Origin of the sequence: Symbiopectobacterium sp. (genome assembly GCF_047692315.1) — a bacterium.
In the GTDB taxonomy this organism is placed as follows: domain Bacteria; phylum Pseudomonadota; class Gammaproteobacteria; order Enterobacterales; family Enterobacteriaceae; genus Symbiopectobacterium.
The window spans coordinates 39,133-64,678 of sequence record NZ_JBLLJS010000032.1 but is presented as its reverse complement, the minus strand read 5'-3'; the positions used below and the strand labels follow the sequence as shown (position 1 = coordinate 64,678).

The 25,546-nt window shown below is 51.1% G+C and carries 22 protein-coding genes, 2 tRNA genes and 7 pseudogenes; 22 read left to right on the top strand and 9 right to left on the bottom strand.

All coding sequences use genetic code 11. From position 1 onward, the window contains the following. Window positions 1–141: 141 nt before the first annotated feature. The 11 genes and pseudogenes from ACMZI0_RS20695 to ACMZI0_RS20645 all read left to right on the top strand — a co-directional run. A pseudogene (locus tag ACMZI0_RS20695) lies at window positions 142–1,226 on the top strand (type VI secretion system Vgr family protein); the annotation flags it as partial. A gap of 94 nt (window positions 1,227–1,320) precedes the next feature. Further along, a pseudogene (locus ACMZI0_RS20690) lies at window positions 1,321–1,584 on the top strand (hypothetical protein); the annotation flags it as partial. A 127-nt stretch (window positions 1,585–1,711) separates the two neighbouring features. Next, the gene (locus ACMZI0_RS20685) at window positions 1,712–2,008 is read left to right on the top strand and encodes a DUF4123 domain-containing protein (protein ID WP_415674352.1); all 297 of its coding nucleotides are present in this window, start codon (window positions 1,712–1,714) and stop codon (window positions 2,006–2,008) included. Next, window positions 2,005–2,100: pseudogene (locus ACMZI0_RS20680) on the top strand (hypothetical protein); the annotation flags it as partial. The gene ACMZI0_RS20685 and the pseudogene ACMZI0_RS20680, both read left to right, overlap by 4 nt. Before the next feature lie 213 nt (window positions 2,101–2,313). Beyond that, window positions 2,314–3,132, top strand: coding sequence for a DUF4123 domain-containing protein (locus tag ACMZI0_RS20675; protein WP_415674356.1), 819 nt, complete (start codon window positions 2,314–2,316; stop codon window positions 3,130–3,132). 181 nt (window positions 3,133–3,313) lie between these two features. Further along, window positions 3,314–5,254: a DUF6531 domain-containing protein gene (locus ACMZI0_RS20670; RefSeq protein ID WP_415674351.1), complete on the top strand. Its 1,941-nt coding sequence runs from the start codon at window positions 3,314–3,316 to the stop codon at window positions 5,252–5,254. Window positions 5,255–5,328: 74 nt separating this feature from the next. Then, window positions 5,329–5,625, top strand: coding sequence for a hypothetical protein (locus ACMZI0_RS20665; RefSeq protein ID WP_415674350.1), 297 nt, complete (start codon window positions 5,329–5,331; stop codon window positions 5,623–5,625). Further along, window positions 5,594–5,899: a hypothetical protein gene (locus ACMZI0_RS20660; protein ID WP_415674349.1), complete on the top strand. Its 306-nt coding sequence runs from the start codon at window positions 5,594–5,596 to the stop codon at window positions 5,897–5,899. Before ACMZI0_RS20665 ends, ACMZI0_RS20660 begins: the two co-directional genes overlap by 32 nt. 57 nt (window positions 5,900–5,956) lie before the next feature. Beyond that, the gene (locus tag ACMZI0_RS20655) at window positions 5,957–7,252 is read left to right on the top strand and encodes a hypothetical protein (RefSeq protein ID WP_415674348.1); all 1,296 of its coding nucleotides are present in this window, start codon (window positions 5,957–5,959) and stop codon (window positions 7,250–7,252) included. Between the two features lie 82 nt (window positions 7,253–7,334). Further along, the gene (locus ACMZI0_RS20650; RefSeq protein WP_415674347.1) at window positions 7,335–7,916 is read left to right on the top strand and encodes an RHS repeat-associated core domain-containing protein; all 582 of its coding nucleotides are present in this window, start codon (window positions 7,335–7,337) and stop codon (window positions 7,914–7,916) included. Between the two features lie 4 nt (window positions 7,917–7,920). Then, window positions 7,921–8,271 (top strand): hypothetical protein, encoded by a 351-nt coding sequence (locus ACMZI0_RS20645; protein ID WP_415674346.1) that lies wholly within the window; start codon window positions 7,921–7,923, stop codon window positions 8,269–8,271. 63 nt (window positions 8,272–8,334) lie between these two features. On the opposite strand, the gene ACMZI0_RS20640 is transcribed toward ACMZI0_RS20645, so the two are convergent. From ACMZI0_RS20640 to mtfA, 5 genes and pseudogenes are all read right to left on the bottom strand, one after another. Then, window positions 8,335–8,493: a SymE family type I addiction module toxin gene (locus tag ACMZI0_RS20640; RefSeq protein ID WP_415674355.1), complete on the bottom strand. Its 159-nt coding sequence runs from the start codon at window positions 8,491–8,493 to the stop codon at window positions 8,335–8,337. Between the two features lie 211 nt (window positions 8,494–8,704). Next, window positions 8,705–9,583, bottom strand: a complete 879-nt coding sequence (locus ACMZI0_RS20635; RefSeq protein WP_415674345.1) for a hypothetical protein — start codon at window positions 9,581–9,583, stop codon at window positions 8,705–8,707. 631 nt (window positions 9,584–10,214) lie between these two features. Beyond that, a pseudogene (locus ACMZI0_RS20630) lies at window positions 10,215–10,307 on the bottom strand (hypothetical protein); the annotation flags it as partial. 285 nt (window positions 10,308–10,592) lie between these two features. Beyond that, a tRNA-Asn gene (locus tag ACMZI0_RS20625) sits at window positions 10,593–10,668 on the bottom strand. Between the two features lie 108 nt (window positions 10,669–10,776). Then, on the bottom strand, window positions 10,777–11,571 hold the full coding sequence (gene mtfA, locus ACMZI0_RS20620; RefSeq protein WP_415674344.1) for a DgsA anti-repressor MtfA: 795 nt from the start codon (window positions 11,569–11,571) through the stop codon (window positions 10,777–10,779). A gap of 96 nt (window positions 11,572–11,667) precedes the next feature. Between mtfA and ACMZI0_RS20615 the strand changes: the two genes are divergently transcribed. The 9 genes and pseudogenes from ACMZI0_RS20615 to ACMZI0_RS20575 form a co-directional block, all read left to right on the top strand. After that, window positions 11,668–11,757, top strand: a tRNA-Ser gene (locus tag ACMZI0_RS20615). A gap of 333 nt (window positions 11,758–12,090) precedes the next feature. Beyond that, a complete protein-coding gene (locus ACMZI0_RS20610) occupies window positions 12,091–13,356 on the top strand; it encodes a CobW family GTP-binding protein (protein ID WP_415674343.1) in 1,266 nt (421 codons plus the stop codon). Window positions 13,357–13,478: 122 nt separating this feature from the next. Beyond that, on the top strand, window positions 13,479–14,201 hold the full coding sequence (aztA, locus tag ACMZI0_RS20605) for a zinc ABC transporter ATP-binding protein AztA (protein ID WP_415674342.1): 723 nt from the start codon (window positions 13,479–13,481) through the stop codon (window positions 14,199–14,201). After that, a pseudogene (aztB, locus tag ACMZI0_RS20600) lies at window positions 14,201–15,087 on the top strand (zinc ABC transporter permease AztB). Before aztA ends, aztB begins: the two are co-directional and overlap by 1 nt. 51 nt (window positions 15,088–15,138) lie before the next feature. Then, complete coding sequence (gene aztC, locus ACMZI0_RS20595) at window positions 15,139–16,050, top strand: zinc ABC transporter substrate-binding protein AztC (protein ID WP_415674354.1); 912 nt, start codon at window positions 15,139–15,141, stop codon at window positions 16,048–16,050. A gap of 58 nt (window positions 16,051–16,108) precedes the next feature. Continuing rightward, entirely contained in the window at window positions 16,109–16,534 is a 426-nt protein-coding gene (locus ACMZI0_RS20590) for a hypothetical protein (RefSeq protein ID WP_415674341.1), read from the top strand. Next, entirely contained in the window at window positions 16,437–17,366 is a 930-nt protein-coding gene (locus ACMZI0_RS20585) for a hypothetical protein (RefSeq protein WP_415674340.1), read from the top strand. Before ACMZI0_RS20590 ends, ACMZI0_RS20585 begins: the two co-directional genes overlap by 98 nt. A gap of 191 nt (window positions 17,367–17,557) precedes the next feature. Further along, a complete protein-coding gene (locus tag ACMZI0_RS20580; protein WP_415674339.1) occupies window positions 17,558–17,725 on the top strand; it encodes a YqaE/Pmp3 family membrane protein in 168 nt (55 codons plus the stop codon). A gap of 252 nt (window positions 17,726–17,977) precedes the next feature. Beyond that, window positions 17,978–18,376: pseudogene (locus ACMZI0_RS20575) on the top strand (AEC family transporter); the annotation flags it as partial. 101 nt (window positions 18,377–18,477) lie between these two features. Here the strand turns inward: ACMZI0_RS20575 and ACMZI0_RS20570 are convergent. Continuing rightward, entirely contained in the window at window positions 18,478–19,854 is a 1,377-nt protein-coding gene (locus ACMZI0_RS20570) for a diguanylate cyclase (RefSeq protein ID WP_415674338.1), read from the bottom strand. 282 nt (window positions 19,855–20,136) lie between these two features. On the opposite strand from ACMZI0_RS20570, the gene ACMZI0_RS20565 reads away from it, so the two are divergent. Next, entirely contained in the window at window positions 20,137–21,036 is a 900-nt protein-coding gene (locus tag ACMZI0_RS20565) for a lipid kinase (protein WP_415674337.1), read from the top strand. Window positions 21,037–21,082: 46 nt separating this feature from the next. On the opposite strand, the gene ACMZI0_RS20560 is transcribed toward ACMZI0_RS20565, so the two are convergent. The 3 genes from ACMZI0_RS20560 to moeA form a co-directional block, all read right to left on the bottom strand. Further along, complete coding sequence (locus ACMZI0_RS20560) at window positions 21,083–21,682, bottom strand: nitroreductase family protein (RefSeq protein WP_415674336.1); 600 nt, start codon at window positions 21,680–21,682, stop codon at window positions 21,083–21,085. A 167-nt stretch (window positions 21,683–21,849) separates the two neighbouring features. Further along, complete coding sequence (gene moeB, locus ACMZI0_RS20555) at window positions 21,850–22,635, bottom strand: molybdopterin-synthase adenylyltransferase MoeB (RefSeq protein WP_415674335.1); 786 nt, start codon at window positions 22,633–22,635, stop codon at window positions 21,850–21,852. Continuing rightward, window positions 22,635–23,879 (bottom strand): molybdopterin molybdotransferase MoeA, encoded by a 1,245-nt coding sequence (gene moeA / locus ACMZI0_RS20550; protein ID WP_415674334.1) that lies wholly within the window; start codon window positions 23,877–23,879, stop codon window positions 22,635–22,637. Before moeA ends, moeB begins: the two co-directional genes overlap by 1 nt. 465 nt (window positions 23,880–24,344) lie before the next feature. On the opposite strand from moeA, the pseudogene ACMZI0_RS20545 reads away from it, so the two are divergent. Further along, window positions 24,345–25,478, top strand: a pseudogene (locus ACMZI0_RS20545) (ATP-binding cassette domain-containing protein); the annotation flags it as partial. Window positions 25,479–25,546: the final 68 nt, after the last annotated feature.

Sequence of the window (25,546 nt, the reverse complement as noted above, 5' to 3'; positions counted from 1 at the left end):
CCCCCCCACCCCCCCCCCCCCCCGGGACAGAAACGAAGACGAACCGGTCAACCACCGGGGCGTGCGGTAGCCATGGTAGGGCGAAAGAATAAGGAGAGAACAGGTGGCAAGCAGTACAGGATTACAGTTCACCGTGACACTCGGCACGCTGCCAGCGATGATCAAAGCTCCTGCTGGGTGTGTGTCAGTCAGGGCTGGGCGGGGGGCAGTATGGTTTAATTGCCATTCCCCGCATCGGGCATGAGGTGATCGTCAGCTTTTTGGAAGGGGATCCGGATCAGCCTATCATCACCGGGCGCACCTTCCATGCCACCAATCAGACGCCTTACCTGCTGCCGGAGCACAAGACGCGTACCACGTTGCGTACCGACACGCATAAGGGCAACGGCTTTAACGGACTGCGCTTTGAAGATGAAGCAACACGTGAGCAAATTTATCCGCACGCGCAGAAGGATCGCGACACGGTGGTGAACAACATCCACCGACAAAGTATCGGGCGTGACCAACACCTGAGCGTGGCACAGGACCAGTTTCAACGTGTCGATCGCCATCGTCATCGCACCATCGGTCAGGATGATTTCGAACAAATCGGCCAGGACCATCACCAAACTATTGGCCGTAACGTTATTCAGCGTATCGGCCAGTCGCTGAAACGCTTTATTGGCGGCGGCGAAGTGACCCACATTGAAGGCAGCCGCCAGTCGACAATCACCGGTTCGGAAGAGACGCTGATCGGCGCGCATCAGCGTATTCTGGTCAATACCGACAGCTACCTGAAAGCGGCGGATATCGTGTTGGATACCAGTAAGCTACCCGGTTTGGCGGCGAGTGACTTTACCGATAGCAAAACCGGCTTCGGGGCTGCGTTGCTCAAATCAGCGGTGAACGGAGAAACCATGCTGACCTACCGTGGCACTAACAATGCGGTGACCGGCGTGCAGGATTGGGTAACCAATGCCAGCCAGGGGATGGGGATGAAATCCGATCAGTACAATCAGGCGATGTATTCGGCTGCCAAGGTGAAGGATGTGACCTCTCCGGCTCCGGTGATTGTGGGGCATTCGCTGGGTGGCGCGTTGCCTAAAGCGAGCGGTGAGATGTTATCCCTGCCTGATTCAGGGGGATTGCCACTTGCCCGTCACGGTATGGATCAGGTTATTGCCGGTATTGAAAGCCAGAAAAAAGAAGACATCGGACAAATCACCAGCAGCTTCGGGGGGATGTAATGCGATGGTTAGTCAGACGCAAGGATTTACAGCGCAGGGGATTATGTCACGCTGCTGGACTCGCAGGCAGAACGCGAACAGCGTGGCTGGGGGCAGTGCTGGTTGGCCTGCTTACCTGAACAAATATCAGATGGTGCATTGGTTGATTGAGCAAGGGGCACAGGTGGAAACCTATTCCGCCACCGGAAGCAGTCTGGCATGGCGCGTTTACGACAGCGTGTCCATCATGGCGCAGCAATCGCCGGAATACCCTTGGTTGCTCAAGGTGCAGCAGCAACTGCACGATAAAGGCGTGACCTTCCCGCCGCGCTCTCCGGCGGAGGTGCGCGCACATTGGGAAAAAGGCGACACGCCGTAACCTCGCGACCCGTCTGAATCTTTTCGTCATTTTACAATAGCGCTCTTGTCCTGCGTCTTTTTCCGGCGCAGGGCGCTTTCCGACATCTCGCGCTCACGCGTTAGCGGCTAACACATTCCACGAAAGCATGACGATCAAAGAAACCATAACAACCATGGCAGATGGTTATACCCTGTTTGAAATCAGCCAGCGTGCCGTGCCGTTGTACGCCGTAATATCCCTGCTGGATTACCCGGAACTACCTGAATATTGGCAGGCATTTCAACCGGCAGCGGCGGGACTCTGGCGGCAATTGCGCTTTACGCCGCAAGCACCAGCGTGGCAGCGCTGGGCTCCTCTGGTGGTTCAGGTAGAGGAGGGCAAAGCCGGAGAAACGCTATTACGCTGGCTGGAGGAAACGGCCCCGCCGGACACGCTGGGGTGACGCTGTTCAGTGGCGCATTCACGCTGCAACAGGCCGCAGATCTTTGGCAGCAGCGTATTTCCTGCCTGTGGCCGAATGGTTCATTAGCGATTTTTCGCAGCGATGCGCCAGCGGTGCTATCCACCTGGTGGGGCACGCTCGATGAGCTGGCGCAGAGGGCATTTCTCGGCCCGGTGACACAGATCTATCTCCCTATGATTGACGGCGCTAAGCGATGCTACCGTCTGCTGGTGCAGCAAGAAACCCAGGCAACAGCATACACCGATGCGCTCTATCAGATTCAACTTACGCCAGAACAGTATGCACTGCTGGCCAATGACAACCGCCTGCACCGTTTGGCAAATGAGTTGTTCCTCTATCTCAGCGGCATTGCGCAGGCAAAGCAGTATTACCCTTCTGCCAGCGAAACGGAGTGCGAAGCCTGGTCGGCTGAACGCTGGGGAGGCAATCTGGATCAAACACGTTTGTATTGGGGCGAGGCAGGTCGCGAGCATGCGAGCATTTCGCCTTACTGCATTCCGGCGCACAGCACCAACTGGGCACAAGTGCGGGAACATCTGTTGGTTCAGGATGGCTGGGGCATGGGACTGCAACTGGCGTGGTTTATGCGTGCCTATGCGCCGCGCGATCAGTTGGTGGCGTTGGTTAAACACCTGCGTCAGTGGAGCCTGATTTCCACACCTTCTGGCGAGAGCGCCATTCTACGCATTGGCGACTGGCAAGTGGTTAACCCATTGCCCTGTGCCAGCACGGCGCAAGAGGCCAGTGCGCTCTATGGCCCGGTTGCCAGCTACTGCGATATTACCCCGACAGGCCGCATTCAGGCCCTTACTCTGCTGGCGCGCGAAGCGCATCCGACCCCAGAGAGTCTGCCGCGCGCACTGAGTGCTGCGCAATGGCAAGCGCTGCTGGAACCGGCACAGCGGCAGGAACAGGCGCAGCGTAACGGGTTCAACAACGATCGCGACATTGTGCGCTGGCTGGCGCTGGCCACTGAACTGGGGCCGGATTTTCCCCAACAGCCCTGGGCGCAAACTCTTCTGTCGCAGCCGGAAAACATCGGAATTAAAAGCCGCATGGATCGCCTGTATCAAGCCGCGATTGATCAACTGGACGAAGCGTAATAAGGACGTCATGTTATGACTCAGGAAAAACAGAATGCCTTGGCGCAAAGCGGTGAGGCTGCGGTCAAAAAATTTGGCACCAATAATCGAATATCGGGGGGGATGTGCTACCTGCGCCTGCGAAATCCTCATTAATTACGAATATGATTCAGGCGATCCGGTACCGGATGCGCAATTTGTTTTGACCGACAGCAAAAATAATAAAATCGAAGGAAAAACGGATGAAAACGGCAAGGTATTTATCTATGACATGGGATGTGGGGCCTTTGAGATATTATTGGGAGAAGGTTCTGATAAATTCGCTCCCACAGAGAAAATAAAAAACAACCCGGTTATACAATCCTCACCAGAAAAAGCGGTATTAGCCGGGGAATATTTTGCGCTTTATGTGGAAATGAGCAAGCTGAATCTGGTGGTCTATGACCCGCACTCTCAGCTTGCGGCTGGTATGGGGATCATGCACAGCATTCCACCCCAATACAAACCGGCCTACGAACGTTTCTGTGTTCTGGTTAGAAAAATTCGGCGCGAAGATCCGGCCTTTCGCAAGGAGATTGGCCGCATACATAACAGCATCTCCGCTGAAGTGGCAACGTTAGCGCGGAAGATTGACTCTGCGGTGCTGCTGATGGGGGAGATCATCCTGGGGTGTATCCCGGTTGTTGGACCAGCGATAGACGCGATCTGTATTGCCGAATGGTGTTATGACACCTATCAAAAACCCGCATTGCTCGATGATCCGATGCATCAGATGGACGGAGTTTTTTGCGCTATCGGCGTTATTCCCGGACTTGGCGACGCGATGAAGATCAGAGGTCGCGCCATTACCGATGCGATGCGAAAAGTAAAAACCGGGTCGCCTGAAAAAATTCAGGAAGCAATAAAGCTGATACGTGGGTTGAGTAACGGAAATATCGTCAAATGGATCGCGAAGATGCGCTCCGAAATTAGAATTTATGCTGATGAAGCCAAGGTCATCTTGACGAAGATGAAAGTGGCGTTACAAAAAGTCATCGATGAATCATCGCTGGGTAATAATTGGATTATCACGCTGATGAAAGATACTTTCCACAAAATGGTGGAGTATCTGGGTAAGCTATTTGATTTGGTCGACGCTACTGTCACGCTAATTGATAGTGAGTTGGTTGCATTTATTCCCAAGATCATGACTCAGGCGGTGGGGAGTGCACGCGCCAAAGGGACGTGCAGTGCTTCAGGACTGGAAATAGAAAAAGGAGCTTCGGGCGATTATCGTACCGAGGAAGAGAGTAATGAAGATATCAAGAGAACAAATGACACCGGATTAACCAATAGTGCGGTGGGCATTGCCGCAGCCATGGCCGCAGTGGGTTTTGGCAGAGTTCGTGGTGGACGTCATGCCACTGCCGCCAGCGGTACGCATAAGGCTCCCTCCAATCAAACCCACGCCCAGACATCCTCACAGCATAGTAAACCTGACACGGCAAAACCGGCTACACCCTCGGCGCACACCGAACCTGCTCCTGCGCGCAACAAGGTCAGTGAGCCAGCGGCTCAGCACAGTACTGAGTCTCAGGGGGATAAAGCACAGACATCCAAAACACAAAAACCACAAGAAGGACAGAAAAATCGCCAAGACAGCGGTGCCCAGGATATCAAAGCGGGAAGCAAAACAAGTAAACAATCGGCTGATCCGGCTGACAAAAACAGAGCAAGCCAACAAGATAGTGAAATACCGGGTCACAGCGACAAAGCGGAATCCAATGGCGACCCGGTCAATATGGCGACCGGTGCCGTGGTGGAACAGCGCACGGATTTGCAACTGTCGGGGTTATTGCCTGTCTCGCTGGTGCGTTGCTACCGTTCAACCGGGGAGCGCCACCCCGGTTTGCTGGGCACCCTGTGGCGCAGCAATTGGGATATCAGCCTTGAGCTGGATGGCGGCCTGGCAACGCTTATCGACGGTGAATTTAATCGGGCCGTATTCGTCCTGCCGGGCGAAGGCGAAGTGAATCGCGCGCCATCAAACCCGGAATGGCGGCTCACGCGTGAACAAGGCCAACTGATCGTCAGGCATGTGGGCGGATTGCGCTACCGGTTTGCGCATGCGCTGGGTATGCAGCTCTGCCTGACGGGCGATTAATTCATGTCACGGCCGAGCAGCAGCGTATCGTCAAACTGACGCTCTGCTCGGCACAGCGCCAGCCAATAAAAACGTTGGCGAACTATACCTGTGACCAACAGGGACACTTGCTCAGCGTGCGGGCCAGTGAAGGCCGCAACTTCGATTACCAATACAGTCCGCAAGGCTGGCTGTTGCGCTGGTCGGATTTAGGCACAACTTGGGTCGAGCACGACTATGACGACAGCGGACGCGCTATATGCGATCGTACCTCCGAAGGCTATTGGTCTGGGCACTTTGAGTACGACGACGCCAATCTCACCAGCTATTACCACAGCGGCTTTGGTGGTGTAACGCGCTATGTGCGCGATGCCCGCCAATATCCTGCTTAAATGCATGCCCGATGGCGGCGAAACCCATTTTGAATGGGTAGATAACCAACTGATAGCGGAAACCGATCCGTTGGGCCAGCGCACGGTTTATGAACGTAACGCGTGGGGTCAAATCACCGCCGTGACGCTGCCGGATGGCGCTATTCACCGTTACGAGTACGACGATCAAGGGCAACTGCTGGCCTATTTCGATCCGCTGGGTAACACATGGCGTTACCAACGCAATGCGCTGGGCCAGATCGTTGAAGTCAACGATCTGGAAGAAAGGGAGTAGTTCTATCGCTACAACGCTGCCGGGCAACTGGATGCGCTGATCGGCCCCGACGGTGTAATGCAGCATTATCGCTACAACCGTCGCGGACTGTTAAGCGGTATTGAGCGCGATAATACGCCAGCCGCCACTTTCCTCTATGACGATTTTGACCGCTTGACCGAGCGCCACATCGCTCATGAAAAAGGCGTACAAATCCGGCGCTGGGAGTATGAAGGCACTCGCGACACGCCTGCCAGAGTCGTGTATGAAGACGGCAGCGAAACTCGCTTTGGCTATGATGTCGAAGGCAACCTGACGGCGGTTACCGATGCGCTGGGACAGCGCTACCAGTTCCGTTACGGTGCGTTTGACAACCTGTTGGAAGCGACTGACCCGCTGGGGGCAACGGTACGCTATCACTACAATGCGCAGGCGGAGTTTGCGGGGGTGACCAACAGTCTGGGCAGGGAGTGGACTTACGGCTTTGACAGCAGTGGACGCCTGAGCGAAGAGCGTCACTATGATGGGCGAGTCTACCGTTATCGCTACGATCTGGCAGGCCGCCTGATAAAAGCGGCCAACCTGGACGCGGTAGTGGAATACGCCTATAACCGGGCAGGGCAAGTGATTGCCGAAACAGTCAACGGTGAGGTGATTACCAGCGACTATGATGCCAGCGGGCAGCGCGCACGGGTGGAAGGCATTCTGGCACCGTTGCAGTTGGCGTGGGCATCAGGTCGAGTGACGGCGTTGGGCATCGGCACGCACCAACCGGTGCAGTTTAGCCACACATCATCCGGTGAGGAACAGCGACGCAGTAACGGTAGCGGGTTTGCGCTACGTCAGGAGTGGAGTCCCACGGGGTTGTTGCAACGTCAGGCACTGGAAGGGGCGGATGGTCGTGTCATTGAGTGCGGCTACACACAATATCGCTATGACGATTGCGGCCGCATTGTGATAAAACGAGAAACCCGCCCCGGTTTCCGCCCAAAAGAAACCCACTATACGTGGGACGTGCAGGACAGACTGGTGCGGGTAAGTTTGCCGGACGGTGCTCGTTGGCGTTATGGTTACGATGCGTTTGGTCGGCGGGTGAGCAAGGTGCGCGAGGGACAAGTGTCCTCGGCGCAGGCGGTAGCGCGCGTAGCATACCGCTGGGACGGAGACCAACTGGTGGGCCAGCACCAGTATCTGGCGGATGGCACGGCGGCGCGTGAAGTGCAGTGGGTGTATGAGCCGGGAAGCTTCCGGCCGCTGGCGCAGGTGGAAGGGAAAGGCGACGTTACCCGGCTGCACTATATCGTCACAGATTTGACGGGAACGGCGCGCGAGCTGTGCAGCGAAGGGGGGGGGGGGGGGTCACTGGCGCGGTGAACAGGCGCTGTGGGGCGCACATCGAGAGGAACGACGGCCCATCCTGTTGCGGCGCTACCTGGGCGATGCCGCGAATGAGGAGGTGTACTGCGAACTGCGTTATCAGGGGCAACTGTACGACGCGGAGACAGGGCTTTACTACAACCGGCATCGTTGCTATGATGCAGAGAGCGGGCAGTATATTTCGCCGGACCCGATAGGGATGGCTGGGGGTATAAGGCCGCAGGGGTATGTAAACAATCTTTTTTGTTGGATCGATCCTCTTGGTTTAAGTAGTAAGTGCCCTGAGAAATGGGATGTAGGGAGTTATGAAGACCTACGAAATTCAGTGAAGGGACAAGATCTTGGGTTAGATGCTCACCATGTTGGCCAAAAGGCAATAATGAAAGATCTGGTAAAAGATTACGATCCTAAAACCGCTCCCTCAATATTAGCTCCTAAAGAAGGTCATACACTTTCTAAAGAAGGTGTTGGAATAGTATCAAGAAGCAAAATAAACCCGACAACAGAGAAACCGTTCAGTTCGGCTAGGGATGTTATCGCCAGAGATATTAAAGAGCTTAGAAGAGTTTATCCTGATGTTCCAAATTCTAAATTGCGCGAACTGATTGATTTAAATAAATTGAAGTATCCAGAAGTTAGATATAAAAATTTTGGGAGATAATCTTATGTCTAGTAACGAGAAGATTGTTAATGCAATTTTCAATGAAATACTTGAAGATAATTTCATTCGTTATAAAAATATTCTGAATAAAGAGCCTGATGAAGGTGTTGATATTTATGCTAAAGCTAGGAAAGTGTTGTCATTACTTAGTGACGAGGATAAAGAAGTTGTTTTCGATTTTTTTAGAATAACCATCACAGATACAGCATCAATAATATTAGGGACTATTGATGGCTCTCATTTTCCTGCTGGAATCGATAATGATTTTAAATTAATTTATGGCGATGAGGAAGTTAAAGGGGAGTTACAAGATATTTTTATCGAGAAGGCCGAGGGTAAAGGTATTTATAATTAATATATAGAACCGGAAGCGAGCACACGATCCTTCTGGCTTTTTATTTTATTAGCGAGTTAGTTGTTAAAGATTAATCTGCGTCTCAATAATAATTCTGCCGCGCTCAACCGTGACGGTGACGGGCATCCCGGTGATAAATCCCGACTCTTCCAGCCAGTGGCCTTTATGGTTGATGGTAAACAGCGAGTTGGGTCTGCCGTCCTGGGGTCGATATACTCCAATGTCTAATGACGATCAATTTGGATTGCTGAGTAAGCAAGATGCATGGGGGACAACTGTCAGAGGAGGGATGTCTGAGGTAGCTGTAAAAATTAATGCGGTAGAGATATTCCTTATGAAAGATTTTTATGTCTGTATCTCTCATTCGCAATTTTAACGCCGTTTCGTTTACTTTGTCGAACCCAGCCAACTCGAAGCGGCATTGTAAATTTATTTAAGTGCGAATTATTTCTAACTTTTCTTGGGAAGAACCAATATATTCTGCTGTTCCCTCCAGCGTTAAGATACATCTCTTTCCTGTGAATTCCAGATGGTTAAGTTTTGAACCATTTTCCAGCGTGACATTTTCAGTAGTTTCATCGGTCTTTGACCTACGAGATGGTGCTGAATTACTATAACGAATGCCATTAATTGTAGTGCTTCCCCCTCCGGTTATAGTGCATACTCTTAACAGCGAGGATATCGATTCTGACGAAAGAGTGTCGACATGAATTAATTTTAGGTAATTGACTTCTGAGTCCCTCCCTAAGGTAAATTTGTTACTATTAAACTCTAGCTTACCCTGAATTTTTGAATTATTAACACATAATATTCCATTGCTCATTTTTACATCGCCTGTGACAGTAGTCTCATCAAGTACAATCTTACCGTTCGAATTGTTAACTGAGAACACCGTCGCATGAGATAGCTTTACTTTTCCATTTGAAGTGACAATGGCATTGCAGCTACCTGCTTTCAATGTAATGTTACCATTACTATTTTTTATGTTTCCTGCGACGACTGAATTAGCGACACTAACTTTTCCATTTGAAATTTTAACACTTCCATAAATATGAGAATTATTATCTATTTTTATATTTCCATTATTGGATTTTAGCAAGACGTCGCTTACGTGATGATTATTGTCGCTATGTTTAGCCTGGCAGTTATCAAGGGTGATATTTCCATTGGATGATTCAGTTAACCCTGTTATATTCTTCTGTGATAATCTAATATTGTCATTGGATTTGTATATCCCATTAATAAACTGTCGGGTACTACCTGTGTTATTTGGGTTTTGGCTCTGTACGCCTGAGGTATTGTTTACATACATAAAATAACTCCTTTGAAAACAGTATTAAACAGTGATTTTATACATTTCTAATATGTTGGTTTTGCACTGAATCAAGGCTCGGAAAAATTACATGTACTCATATTACGTGCCAAGATGCGATAGGACATTGGCTGTGTTTCCATAGATAATTGCTCCAGATCGCTGATAGCGTACTTTTGAGTTTTATACATCTTGCACAGTCCTTTTTGTTATTTATCAGATAGCTTAGGCTATTTTCCTCGCACTTTCCCTTTCTCTGTGACAATAGCCACCCTTGCTCGGGGGTAAAAACGCATCAGGCTTCCTTCAAACTCAGAAAAAGTGACTATACCAAGCTTCTGTCGTTCTAAGCCGACCAACCCTTTATTGATATAATGCCTCTGCCTGACCAGTGTCTTTTGCTGGGCAATTGAATTCTGTCGATCGGTGGAATACCGATCCCTATATCAGTCATCAATGTGTACGTTTAAGGGACTATGAAAGAGATTGATACCGTACCAGTCATATGAGGCAACGTCAGCAGTGCTTTTCTATAAAAAGCGAAAATTTAAATTTGACTGCCTGCAGAGCGATTTTTTTACAGACAAGTTCAGCGTGGTGTAAGTATCCCGGCAAAGGGCACTATTTACTTTTAGATATATTCCGACAGACTCAATAGCCGATAAGCGCCGAAGGCAATTCGGATTTCTTTACTGCCGAAATCATATCTGAAATACCAGAGACGTGAGTCAGTCGCTTTAACGTGAAGATATAGACTGTGTGAATCGGACCGTTTGACGGTGGGAACTGGAGCTTTATGTTGCGGATTTTCGTGTCGTTAAAGGACATATGCGGGTCACTCCTTTATCGAACCGAAAAGACCCTAAATCTAACCACCAAATTTTTGCGATGTAAAAGCAAAGACGATTACGCTGGGAAAAAATAAAATACGCTGACTTATTGAAAATACAAAACAAAAAATCCAGGTTTCAAAAAGCAAAAACCTCGCCGAAGTGAGGTTTTTTGAATTTGGCTCCTCTGACTGGACTCGAACCAGTGACATACGGATTAACAGTCCGCCGTTCTACCGACTGAACTACAGAGGAATTGCGTAAGCGGGGCGAATAGTATCGGGCTGCTGGCAGGCTGTCAACGGTAAATTCGTCCGTATTATCTAATTGCTTAGGCTCTGTACAGTTGAGGATAAATATTCATCAATAAAGTACGGGGGCCCGCTGGTTGGCCTGCTGCCAGGACTTTAATCGCGCCAATGGGTCTTGCTGGTAGAAGCGGCTGAAACAGTCATAAAGCGTGGGAAAACGTTCATAAAGCAGTTCTGGCGCGCTGAAAAAATATTCAGAGAGCACCGCGAAGCATTCTGTTGGATCTTGTGCTGCATAGGGATCCATGCTGGCAGCATCCTCTCCAACCTGATCGATTTCATCTTGCAGTGCTTCCATTGCCGCGTGTAACTGCGTTTCCCACTCCACCACATCGCGTAAAGGAATCGGTGGAACACCAGTGGCCTCGCCGCCGTTACGGATATCCAGCTTGTGTGTGACCTCATGGATAACCAGATTGAACCCTGATAAATCAAAACTGTCTTGCACTTCTTGCCAGTTCAATATGATGGGGCCCTGATCCCAGCTTTGACCGGATTGCACTACAGGCCCGGCGTGCACCAGATCGATATCATCCTGCCACTCATCGTTGACGATAAAAGGGCCCGGATAGATGAGTACCTCATGAAAGCCGTTTAGCCACTCAATGCCGAGCTTGAGAACGGGCAGAACAAAACAGCAGTGAGATCCGCGCTGTTCCATCACCGAGGTAAGTGTTAAACCCTGTAAGGGAATGATGCGCTTTTGATGTAAAAACTCACTGGCAAGCACGACGAGTTGCTGTTGTTCGCTATCGTTCAACGGTGCCAGAAGCGGAATAGCAAGGGCATCTTGCCACTGCGCAGGCGTGTTTTCCGGTGTGTGCTGTGTTTTCCATGGCCATTTCATCGTCGTGTTGCTCGCTAAGTCGTCACTTGAATATAAAGGCAAGGATATCTGCTGTTAAAATGCCGTAAAACAGGGCATGATAGCAACCACTTAAACGGAGAGGTGCCGGAGCGGCTGAACGGACCGGTCTCGAAAACCGGAGTAGGGGCAACTCTACCGAGGGTTCAAATCCCTCCCTCTCCGCCACATATTCAAACAGTTATAGCCATTCCCTTCTGTGATAAAAATCCCGCTGAGAAAATCTGAGAGAAAATTCAACCTGCGTTCTGAGCCTGTTGGCATTCACTCCATCTCTTCCCATTGATTTGAAGAGTAAATCCTTAAACGAAGGTTAACCCCTGAGCTTTCTACCCCTTCGCTTGTTTTCATTACTTCAGCACCATGCGGATTTGGTCTTGTTCACCTTAAAATATTTATTGTTATGTTATAACATAATGAGGTGGGCTTGGCGGTCACGATGTTTGTGCGGCTTGGTGTCGGTCTGCATCGTGAAATTACAGAGTGAAAATAGGAGGGGATATGTCGGATACGGTATCAACGATGAGTTGGGGTAAACGAATACCCCTGATTATTCTCAATGGCTTTCTCGGCGCGGGAAAAACCACATTGCTAAAAAGCCTACTTGTCCAGGCACATAAACGCAAATATTCCGTCGCGGTGATCGTTAATGATATGAGTGAGCTGGATGTCGATGGTGTGCTGATTTCAAATACGGAAATCGTTTCGTCTCACAGCCAAAATATGGTCAGCATCGCCGCAGATAATATCAGTAGTGATACGGGGATTATGAAACTCAACAACGCCATCGCGCGCTTGTTGAGTAACAAAATGGGGAGTGATAAGACCCCTGATTTCATCTTGCTTGAGACTTCTGGCAGTAGTCATCCTCTCCCTTTGGTGCGCTATTTGCGCGATCATCCGCAAGTTTGTCTGCATGCATTCCTGTCGCTGGTGGATGCGGTGATGCTCCATGAGGATTATGACGATGGGCATGGCCTTATCACTGCATTGCAGCAACATCTGGAGAGGGGCAAGAGAGGTGTGGTCAACCTGTTGGCAGAGCAACTTATGTTTTGTAGTCAGATGATTTTGACTAAATATGACCGATTGCCGCGCGAGACGCTCACTGACATTGCCACAGCCATTCATCCTTTAAACCCACAGGTTGGCATTATTGCTGTGCCGTGGGGAAACCTTGATCTGGAGGCTGTGCTGGCGTTACCCCCTTACGATTTTCACCGTGTTGCGCTGTTGATCGACGAACTAACCGATGACATTGGTACCAACTGTTCGCCGGTATCGATAGCGCCATCGCACTCTGTTCTCTCCTCATGCGTCATTCAAGATGAGTGGCCTTTCCATCCTCAGCGGTTGTGGGATGTGTACCACCACCATATGGGCACCGGGGTATATCGCAGTAAAGGTTTCTTCTGGTTACCGGGAAGAGACGATCTTGCATTGTTATGGAACCAGGCTGCCGGGAGCATCAGCCTGGCGTTCATCAGTTACTGGAAGTCGGGGGTTCTTAGACACACGGATAATCATTTGACCACAGAAGAGCGGCAGGCACTTCAACAGCAGTTAGCAAAATCATCAGGTCGATTCGGCGATCGACACTGTTATTTGACCGTGATCGGTGAGAAAGAAGAAATTGATGATTTTGCTACAGTGCTGCGCCAATGCTTTCTTACGGAGGATGAGATTATCTGGTGGAAAAGGGGAGGAATCTTTGCCGATCCCTGGCCCCACACGGTTGTTCGTCTAAAGGGACACGGCGCCCTCTGAGCTGATTTTCACACTGCCTACCCTTCTCCCTACAAAAAAATGGATTTATTCTCATTTACCAATATTGATAAGTTATGTTATAATGTATCAGTTCGTAACGTATTGTATGGGAAGTGACAGACATGATTGATGCCTCGGTGCACCTCAATGGATTGGCATTCGGGTATGGTCGTCATCCCGTCATAAAAAAGATCACGGGAAGTATTGCTGCGGGCACATTAACGGCTTTGATTGGTGCAAACGGTTCTGGGAAATCGACGCTGCTCAAAGGCATTGCTGGCATTTTGCGCCCCATGGCGGGGAGTTACACCAGGGCTTTGGGGGCGCGTATTGCCTATTTGCCACAAACGACTGAACTGGATCGCAGTTTTCCCGCTTGTGTGCGCGATTTGGTCGCGCTGGGATTGTGGCCCGAAAGGGGATTACTCCGGCGACATCGCGCACAGGAGCGCCAAAAGGTGGTCGATGCATTAGAGACGGTCGGTCTGGCGGGGTTTGAAAACACACCGCTTACCGCATTGTCGGGAGGACAATTCCAACGAGCGCTGTTTGCGCGGGTTATTGTGCAGAATGCTCACATCATCCTGCTTGATGAGCCGTTTAATGCCATCGATGCAGAAACCACGTGGGTGATGTTGTCGCTCATTAATCACTGGCACCAACAGGGCCGAACGGTGCTGGTGGTTATTCACGATCTCAATCTGGTCAGACGCCACTTTCCTGCAACAATGGCCGTTAATGGCGAGTTGCTGGCCTGGGGAAAGACTCCCGTCGTGCTCGATACGCTAGCGTCATCACTGTCTACTGACGCACTGTTTTCAGTGGCGAACGGGGTTGCCGAATGATGGCCTGGCTTTATACCTCTTTGTTCGCGCCATTTATTGGGTTTGGTTTTATGCGGCGCGCCCTGCTTGGTGCTCTTTTCCTTTGTCTGAGTGCCTGCCCTGTGGGGGTATTTTAACCTTGCGTCGCATGAGTCTGATGGGTGATGCGATGTCACATGCAATCTTGCCTGGGGCTGCGGTCGGGTTTCTTTTGTTTGGGCTGGATATCTTTCCGATGACGCTGGGGGGAGCCGTAGCAGGGCTGATTGTAGCCCTGAGCGCAGGAGTGGTGTCGCGCTTGACGGTACAAAAAGAAGACGCAGCCATGGCGGCATTCTACCTGATTTCACTGGCGCTCGGCGTACTCATCGTGTCATTGCGTGGTTCAAGCGTTGACCTGATGCACGTACTGTTCGGTACGGTGCTGGCCTTGGGTAAAGATGCGCTGCTGCTGATTTCATCGGTAACGCTGCTCAGCCTGTTTATGCTGTTTGTTTTCTGGCGCGCGCTGATTGCCGAATGTTTGGACCCGTTATTCTTACGTTCGGTTTCGCGCTTAGGCTCACCGGTTCATTTTCTGTTTTTAATGCTTGTCGTATTTAATCTTTTTGCTGGCTATCAGGCGTTAGGCACGCTGTTATCCGTGGGTGTCATGATTTTACCCGCCGTAACTGCGCGTTTCTGGGCCCAGAGGGTGCTGACGATGTGCGCGATTGCCGCGCTGTTGGGGAGCGTCGCCTGTGTCAGCGGTTTGCTGTTTTCTTTCCATTTATCGTTGCCTTCGGGGCCTGCCATCATTCTTGCCTGCGGATTTTTATACCTGTTCTCTGCCGCCATCGTTGTGCTGAAAAATAGTCACGTCATCACCCGAATCACTTTTCGCCGAGTGGATAACGGGCAGTCATGAAAGGAGTTAATGGTTATGCGTTTCACTGAGTTTTTACGCTGTAATCTGGCGATGATGATATTTATCGCTGCGTGGGGGCCTTTACCGGTTAATGCGAAAATACAGGTTGTTGCCAGTTTCTCTATTATTGGCGATATCGCCAGCAATGTTGGTAAAGAACGGATTGAACTGCGCACGATTGTCGGACCAGACAGCGATGCTCATGTGTATGAACCCTCTCCGGAAGACGCTATTGCGCTGTCCAGAGCGGACGTCATCCTCACCAACAGCTTGCAGCTCGAAGGTTTTATCAAGCGTCTGGTTGCAGCGAGTGAAACGTCGGCACAGCTTATTGAAGTCACGAAGGGCGCGAATATTATTCAGGATCCCGCTGGTGGGCATTACCACTTTTATAACGGTAAAGCGGTATTTCATGCTGCACCTTTCGATCCCCATGCCTGGCAATCCATTGCCAACGCGCGTGTTTATGTAAAAAACATTGCTGATGCCTTCTGCATTGCTGATACACAAGGGTGTGATACCTACCGAACCAACGCCAAAATATACGATGCCAAGCTGGCCCAATTGCATGAGCGTATTCAACACAACATTAAGGCCATTCCAGAAAACAGACGCACGGTAGTAGTTGGCCATAATGCATTTCGTTATTTCGAACGAGATTACGGCATTCATTTTCTGTCACCTCAAGGGGTATCTACCGCATCTGAAGCTTCTGCCGCAGATGTGGCCGGAATTTTAAGAGAGATAAAGAAGAATAAAGCGGCAGCGGTATTTTCCGAGAATATCGCAAACTCCCGTCTGGTTGAGCAAATCGCGGCTGAAGCCGGGCTTCGGCTCGCCGGTGTGCTGTATTCAGGCGCACTCTCTGGCGCATCGGGGCCTGCACCAACCTATATCGATATGATGCAGCATAACGCCAGTACGCTGATTGCTGCCCTGAGGGAAAACCAAAAGACACAATAAATCATCACAACATTTGGTGAGATTTATCATGCTGAAAATAATGAATATGGAGATAGCTATGAAAAAACGCTTATTATCATTAACCATTTCAACAATATTTCTGGGACTTACTGCTGCACCGTCATTGGCTGAAGATGTCAATGCCTGGCGTTTATTCGTCGCCGATCATAATAAACCGGTGATCAATGTGATTAATGCCCTTGACGGTGACAAACTGAATGCCTTTACCGTCAAAGGCCCGGCCGCATTATACCGTAGCGAGAGTGGTGCGGTAGTTTTTGCGGCGCAGGGCAGTGCCAATACCGTAACGGCCATTTCATCGGGAATTTCTTTCCACGATCATGGCGATCACGCGGATATTGACGTCGATGAGCCGGAGCTGCTTAATGCCGAATTTACCGGCACCAAACCCGGTCACTTCGTGGAGCGACAAGGCAATGTGGCGCAGTGGTTTGATGGCGAAAACCATGCACTGCTGTTTTAATGAAGCGGCTGTTCTGCAAGGCAAAAATGCTGCAACCAACGTGAATGTCGTGGCGGCTCATCACGGGGTCGCCGTGCCGTACGACCAGTATGCCGTTGTCTCTATCCCTAACCCGGAGGATGCATCCAAACGGCCTGTCGGGGTGCGCGTAGTGGGGCTGGATGGGAAAAAAGTGGGTGAGGATGCTTTATGCCCGGGATTATATGGCTCAGCCGGATCGGGAAATATTTATGCGCTGGCATGCAGCACCGGGTTATTGTTGATTACGCAAAACAACGCGGCACCTGAAATCAAACATCTGCCTTATTCGAATTCGCTACCGCAAGGCAGCGCTTCCACGCTTATTGGCGGCAAAGGGATGCAATATTTTATCGGCAATTACGGTCCTGACCGCATTGTGCCGATTGATCCGACCCAGTCTGACAGTTTTCGGTTAATTCAATTGCCAACCCGTCGCGTGCATTTTGCCGTCGACCCGGTGCGTCCTAAATATGCCTACGTATTTACGGAGGATGGCAAGCTGAATCAGGTTGATGTGATAAAGGGCCAGATTGCTAAATCTGTCCCTGTCACCGAGCCCTATTCTATGGACGGGCATTGGAACGATTCGCGGCCACGTATTGCTGTGGCTGACGATAAAATTTTTGTCACCGATCCACTGAAAAGTAAAATACATGTTCTGGACGCTGTGGCATTTAAAGAAACCGGAGAAATACCCGTTGAAGGTCAGCCCTTCAATATTGTGGCAGTAGGCGGTTCAGGCAAGGTACATGATGAGGGGCATCATCACGAGCACTCCCATAACCATAATTATGCAAAAAAAGAGAAATGAGGCACCGCATCCTGAGGTGATGTGTTCCTGACGAAATCGAAAAGCAGTGCTGTCATGGATGGCGCTGCTTTTTTATTACCGAATAGCGCTGAATTCGTTTGTTTTTTTCGCCATAGGGGCATTTTTGTACTAGGTTGAATAGTGACGGGTTAATGGTAGCCCGTGGCTTTTAACGGTGACTGGAGGTGACTATGGGATTCTGGCGTATTGTGTTAACCATTCTTCTTCCGCCGTTGGGTGTGTTATTAGGTAAAGGGGTAGGGCTGACGTTTTTGCTTAATATCATACTGACATTGCTGGGCTATATCCCGGGATTGATTCACGCATTCTGGGTGCAGACGCGGCCTGAAACACCCTGAACACCGTGTAGCTGTTCTGCTCACAGCACCACGGCCTGCTGTGGTGTTTTCATTTAAAGAGCATTTGTTGCTTTTAGCATCGTTGTGATGCCGATCGTTGACGTCTCTGGCCTTTTTGTGCTCATCAAATGCGATTGTCATGATATCCCTCATTACTGGCGTAGCGGAGAATGGTATTGTTACGCCTTCACTGCTGCTACTTTTGGCTCTGCGCGAGGCTGATGTAGTGCAGTCCGTTTTCGGGGATAAGAGATGGTTGATGTTCTGATAAAAGCGTTTTCATTTATTCTGGTTATTATTATTGGCTATCAATTAAAACAGCGTGGGGTGTTACAGCCGGAAAGCGGAACGGCGTTATCCAAGCTGATGATGAATTTTACGTTGCCCGCGGCGGTTATCACCGGATTTGCCAGCTTTCAGGTCGATCATTCGCTCTTGATTCTGGTGGCGTTTGGGCTTGGATGTAATCTGCTGTTGCTGGGGATTGGCTATATGATTGGCCGCCGCCGCCCGGAAGGCCTGAAAGCGTATTACATGATCAACTCACCCGGCTATAACATTGGCTGTTTTACGCTGCCCTATGTGCAGAGTTTTCTCGGGCCGGTCGGCATTGTTGCTACGTGCCTGTTCGATGCCGGTAACTCGGTCATCTGTACCGGTGGGCGCTTTGCAGCGGCGTCGGCCGCAACCGGAAGAAGCTCCGGCTGGCTTAACATCATCAAACGCTTGTTCTCTTCAGTGCCGTTCGATGTCTATGTGTTCCTGATGATTGCCGCGCTGATGGTGATGTGGATTTTCTCTTTCTGGTACGACACCTCGGCAATTTCGACCGCGCGCCGCAAAATATCAGCGCGTTGCAGCGCATTCTCCAACGTACAGTCATCCAGTAACACCACAAATTCCTCGCCTCCCCAGCGACAGGCCTGATCGGAGCTACGGATCGCCTGTTGCAGAAGTTGAGCGATATTTTGCAGCACCAAATCGCCCACGCCGTGGCCGTAAGCATCATTGACCCGTTTAAAATGGCCAATATCCAGAATCAGGATCGACATGGGTTTGCGGTGAGTAAAACACATGGCGCGCAACCGCTTGAAAAAGTAATCAAATGCCTGACGATTCATCACCCCGGTCAGCTTATCGGTGGTGGCCATTCGCTCAAGACGACGCTGGTAACCGCCGATGGTCAACCACAGTAAAAACAGAAACAGCAGACTGGCTGCCAGGCTGACGCCGAGATTTTTCATCAACGTGATCCACAGCCGCTGCTCACTCGGGTGGCTGCGCTGCTCGATCATCAAATACCAGTCAAATTCGGGAATAAGGCGCGTGTTGAGGAATACCGGGCCATCGTTGTCATATTGATAGCTGCCGCCGGGGTTGGTCAAAATCGCCATGGCGAGGGAAGACAACCCCGGTTGCTGATGGATATTCAACGCATTGAGAAAATCGTCGCCGTGCAGCACCACCTGGCCACTCTTGTCCATAAAATAGATAGTGCGACGATAACGCTCTTGATATTTCTCAATCAGGTGTTTGACCTTTTCAACGGAAATCCCTACCCCAGCGATGCCGATAAAATTGCCGTTGTAATCTTTGACCTTGTGATTGATAAAGATATCAAGACGGTCGCGTTTTTCAGGGTCGTGTCCCACCTCAATGAGATAAGGATGCTCATCCGAGAGTTCACGTGCCTGAAAATACCATTGATCTTCTTGAACGCTCTCCGACATGGTTTTTAAAATCCGCTGCGGATCGTAATAGCGTTTGGTTTTGTCAGAAATAAAAAAAGAAAAAATGGTATCAAAGCGATTATCGATTTCGCGCAAATAGCGAATCATTGCCTGCGGGTCGGATTCATTCTCTAACACCCAATCGCGCACAAAGGTATCGTGCGCCATAAGCGAGGAGATAAAAATAGGGCGTAGCAGATCCTGCTGGATTTCTGAATAGACATTGTCACTGGTGAGCGGAAGGGTATTTTCTTTGATCTCCGCTTCCATCGATTGTTGAGCCACCTTAAAACTGGTCCAACTGATGATCAGAAATGCGGTCAGTAGCATGACGGTAAATAACACGGCTGCTCGTGTTTTATTTAGCCAAACCGCGCTTGTCATTAAATCTAGTCGCAAAATCGTACCCTCGTAGTGTTCTGTGCTGGAGTGAAGGACGCGATGATTATGCATCAAGATGATGCGTGCAGCTAACTGAAGTTAAGCAGCCGCGCAGCGAAACGGCAAACAGCGGCATAGATTCTGTGCAGATAAATCTTTTGTCGCTCAAGCGGAAGTAGAAAGCCATTCAATGTCATGTTTTGTAGACTATTGTCGCGCTTGGCAAGGGAGATTGAGCAGACGATTTATCCTGTGGTTAAATCGAGGGTCGTTTGGGTACGCCATACGGGAAAGAAGATCATGCTACCAATGATGACACACCAACATGAACCCGCCACAGCCCTGTTACTGATTAATGAAAAATCGAGGAAGGGCCACTGCGCGCGCAAAGAGGTGCTCACTCAGCTAACGGCGCGTGGACTGCGAGTGATTATTCCCTCGGTGGGGCGGGCGATGGGCTATAGCGAGTTGATCGAGCACTATGCTGATCGTGTTGATAGGGTGATTGTTGTTGGCGGCGATGGCAGTTTGAATGAGGCAGCGCCGGGCCTGGTCGCGACGGGGTTGCCGCTTGGCGTGCTGCCGCCGGGAACCGCCAATGATTTTGCTCGCACACTGGGCATTCCTGTGGATCTGAAAAGTGCTATCAAGGTTATTGCCTCTGGTCACCGTCGGCCCGTCGATTTAGGGGAGGTGAATGGTCACCTTTTCTTTAATGTTTCCAGCATTGGTTTTTCAGCTGCCTTGGCGCGCGAACTGACGGCAGAATCCAAAAAACGCTGGGGCACGCTTGGCTACGCGCTGGCGGCCTGTAAATTGTTGCGCCAGAGTCGGCCTTTTCGCGCTGAAATTATCCACGAAGGTATAGCGGAACCTGTGCGGATGGTGCAAATCTCGGTAGGCAATGGCCGTTTTTATGGCGGTGGTATGGCGGTAGAACAGAGCGCTGCGCCAGATGACGGTTGGCTGGACGTCTACAGTCTGGAAGTGACGCATTGGTGGCAGATGGTTGCGCTGATCCCGTTTTTACGCCGTGGAACTCAAGGGCGTTGGCGTCAGGTGCGGGCTTTTTCCACGACAGGGCTGATAATCAATACCCGTCGACCTCATGATATCAATGCAGACGGTGAGCTGATTGGGCGCACTCCCGCACATTTCATGATTAAACAGAAAGCGATTAAAGTGTTTGCACCTGGCTGATTCAGGGGCTGTAGAACGGCCCCTGAGTGCCAGCATCCCTTATTCTTTATTTGAAGACACGAAAGCGGGTTTTGTCATCAATATAGGTTTTTTCACAGGCAGGTTGTTCAATGGAGCCGAACGGCAGCTGTGCGCGCAGCTTCCACTGCACCGGTAAATTCCACGCTTTTTTCACATTATCATCAATCAGCGGGTTGTAGTGCTGTAGCGACGCCCCAACGCTTTCTTGCGCCAAAGCAGTCCACACGGCGAACTGCGCGATACCCGTAGAGTGTTCCGACCAGACGGGAAAATTATCAGCATAAAGCGCGAACTGCTTTTGCAAGGTCTCGATCACGTCGGTATCTTCAAAAAACAGTATGGTACCCGCACCCGCAGCAAATGAGGCCAATTTTTTTTCTGTGGGTTCGAAAGCATCCGCAGGCACGATTTTTTGTAGCTGATGTTTGACGATATCCCACAGCTTCTTATGCTGTGCACCGAACAGGATCACGACGCGAGAACTCTGCGAGTTGAAAGATGATGGGCTCTGCTTGACAGCCGTAGTGACGATTTCTGTGATTTTCTCTTCGGAAATCGGCAGATGTGAACCGATAGCGTAGATAGAACGGCGAACCTTGATAGACTGCAAAAATGCGTTGCTCATGCTTTATTCCCCTCTAATGATTCTTTATCAGGATGTTATTTCGCAACTTTGGCGCAAAATACCTATAACACTGTGGCACCCTTAGGTGACAGGTTCAAGCCTGATAGCAAAATACAATAGAAGAATAGTGGCTAAGCAAAAACATGCTGCGACAATGGTTACGCCAATCACTGCCCGCACACCTCGCAGTCTGGGCTTTTGGGCAGCGCGATCGTGCGAAATTGTGTCGTCATGGCGTCATACAACAGCAGTCGACCAACAGCCGGCTCACCAAAATGCGCCAGCAGTTTAATCGTTTCCATCGCCTGTAATGCACCGATGATGCCGACTAATGGCGACATGACGCCAGCTTCAGCACAGGTTAGCGCGTTTTCGCTAAACAAGCGGCTCAGGCAACGGTAACAGGGCTCTTGCGCGCTATAGGTAAACACGCTGAGCTGGCCCTCCATACGGATGGCGGCGCCAGAGACCAACGGCGTTTTACTGTGAAAACAAAAGCGATTAAGGCGATCGCGGATCGCTACGTTGTCGGTACAATCCAGCACCGCCTGATGGCGATTTACCAGCGCTTGCAAGGCGTCATCCGACAGATCGTCGTTGATACATTCCAGCGAGATATGTGGATTAATGGCGGCAAGTTCCGCGGCGGCAGAGGTTACCTTCGCCATGTCGATGCGCGCATCACGGTGTAAGATTTGGCGTTGCAGGTTGGAGAGCGCGACGGTGTCAAAATCCAGCAGCGTCAAATGCCCTGCACCCGCCGCAGCCAGATATTGCGCTGCGGCACAACCCAGGCCGCCCAACCCCACCACCAGCACCTTTGCCGCTTTCAGCGCTTCCTGTCCGTCAAAATCAAAGCCCTTCAGCATGATCTGGCGGTTGTAGCGCAGCATTTCACTGTGGCTCAGCACATCCTCACTGTCTGGTGATTCTGTGGCGGTTGTTAACATCATCACTCTCCCAGCAGCGCATTGAAGGGCTCAATTTCCACCCATTCACCCGCAGCTACCGCACCGCGCTCTGCTTCCAGTACGATAAAGCAGTTGCCGAGGCTAAATGAGCTGAAAATATGCGAGCCCTGGTGGCCTGTGGCCTGCACTTCAAGATCGCCATGTGCATTCCGGCTAACAATGCCGCGCTGAAAATCGAGCCGACCTGGAGTTTTCTTCAACGCCGAGGCGGCTTTCACTCGCTGGCGTGGTGGGAAGTGCCATTGGCTGTGGCCGGAAAGCTGCGCGATGAGCGGTTGCACCAACTGATAGAAGGTGACAGCGGCAGAGACCGGATTACCGGGTAGGCCGCAGAACCAGGCCTGACGCAGCTTGCCGAAGGCGAACGGTTTGCCGGGCTTGATCGCCAGCTTCCAAAAATGGATGTCGCCAATGTTGTCCAGAATCTGCTTGGTATAATCGGCTTCTCCCACCGAGACGCCGCCGCTGCTGATGATCAGATCGGCCTCGCTGTCGGCGCGTTGAAATGCCTCACTCAAGGCAACCGGATCGTCACGAATGATACCGAGATCGAGAATATCGCAACCCAGTTTTTCCAGCATCAGGCGCACGGCAAAACGGTTGGTGTCATAAATCTGCCCTGCCTGAAGCGGCTGGCCAATACGCTGCAACTCATCGCCGGTAGAAAACACGGCTACGCGCAGGCGGCGTATTACCGTGACTTTTGCAATACCCAGCGATGCTAACAGCGGCAGCCGAGCGGGCCCCAGTGCACAGCCCGCCGGCAGTACGCGCGCGCCGCACTGGATATCTTCACCCGCCAGACGAATATTTTGCCCGATTTTTGCAGGATGAGTGAAACGCACGCCATGGGTGTCTGCTTCGGCATATTCCTGCATGATCACTGCTTCTGTACCCGGTGGCACAGGTGCGCCCGTCATGATGCGAATACAGCTTCCCGCAGGCCAGTCGCCAACGAACGGGAACGGGTTACCGGCAAAAGCTTTCCCCGCCACCGGTAACGGCGCTTCGCTGCTCACCAGATCGGCCATACGCACCGCGTAGCCATCCATCGCCGCATTGGCAAATGCGGGTACGTCAAGCGGCGACGTGATATCCATGGCGGTAATGCGACCCGCCGCCTGTTCCAAAGGAATAGTTTCAGTTTGGGTAAGCGGCGAAACCAGCGCCAGCATACGTTGCAGCGCTTGCTCAAGCGCGAGTAAACCTGAGGTAAATGCTTCCATGATGACTCCATTCGCCGACGTCTGTGCGTCGGGAGATCGGGCGAAACTCGGTACAGTGCACTGGGATAACGCCAGCAAAGTGAACGCTATTATGTCAGAGAACACCCGGCGGGTGAATGTGGCAACGTCAAGGTTATGGCAGGAAACCCTATCATCAGGGAGTAGCACCTGTTAAGGCATGCGAGGTATAGACGGATTGATTATGTGCTGTAACTCAATGTTATAAGACACGTATTTTATTCATTGCACGGTGGTTTTATGCTAAACCTCCCTCAGTGTGCTAAATAAAACTAAAACCGTTTTTCATACGGACTGATGCTGCTACGCGTTAAACAAGGAGATAAACCGTTCATGATATCCCATGCGCCCGTGCGTGAAGCTGCTGATACCACACTGATTTTGCCGGAAGAGCAGATTCTGTCAGTGCGGTCACTCGGCGTGCGTTTTCACTCGCAGCGGGAGCCGGTATCGGTAATCCACGATCTCTCGTTGACAGTTACGCGCGGTGAGACGCTGGCGATAGTCGGTGAATCCGGCTTGGGAAAATCAGTCACGGCGCTGGCGATCATGCGCTTAATCGAGCAGGATGGGGGCGATATTCATCACGGCGATATTCTGTTTCGTCGGCGTAATGGTCAAATTCTGGATGTCACCCAGGCCAGCCAACGCGACATGCGTCGCCTGCGTGATTTGGTCACGCGTTTTCCGCTGCAGCGGGGAATACTCAACCGCGTTACCCATCAGGTGCATGCCGTGGAGCACATCAGTTTCGATCTTTACCCCGGCCAAACGTTGTCGCTGGTTGGGGAGTCTGGTTGCGGCAAATCGACTACAGCCCGCGCCTTGCTACAACTGGTGCCTAGCCAGCACGGCAGTATCACCTTTGCCGGTGAGCGTATTGAAGGTCTGGGCAGCGAGGCGCTGCACCGGATACGTCGCAATATTCAACTGATTTTTCAGGATCCTTATGCTTCGCTGGATCCCCTCCTGACGGTGGGATTCTCGATCATGGAACCTCTGTTGGTGCATGGGGTAATGGATAAACGCGCTGCCGAAGCGCGGGTCGCGCAACTGCTTAAGCGCGTGGGACTGCTGCCGGAACACGCGGGGCGTTACCCGCATGAATTTTCTGGCGGGCAGCGTCAGCGTATTTGCATTGCACGCGCATTGGCGCTGAATCCCAAGGTGGTGATCGCTGATGAGGCGGTGTCCGAGCTGGATGTGTCGATTCGGGCACAAATCGTCAATCTGATGATGGAGTTGCAGCAGGAATACGGTATCGCTTTCCTGTTTATTTCCCATGACATGGCGGTGGTGGAGCGAATCAGCCACCGTGTTGCTGTGATGTATCTGGGGCAGATTGTGGAAATCGGCCCACGGCAGGCCGTGTTTGAGAACCCTCAACACCCCTATACCCGAAAACTGATGGCAGCAGTTCCGGTCGCCGATCCGGGCCGCCGCCATCACCGCCATGCGCTGCTGGCGGATGATATACCCAGCCCTGTCCGGGCGCTGGGCGATGAACCAACGATCGTACCGCTGGTTGAAGTGGGTGAACGGCACTACGTGGCCCACCACACGATAGCGGGCGCTTATTGACAGAGGATACAGGGAGAAACGACCACAATGACACTTTTGACTCGTATTAATCTGCTCACCGCGAAACC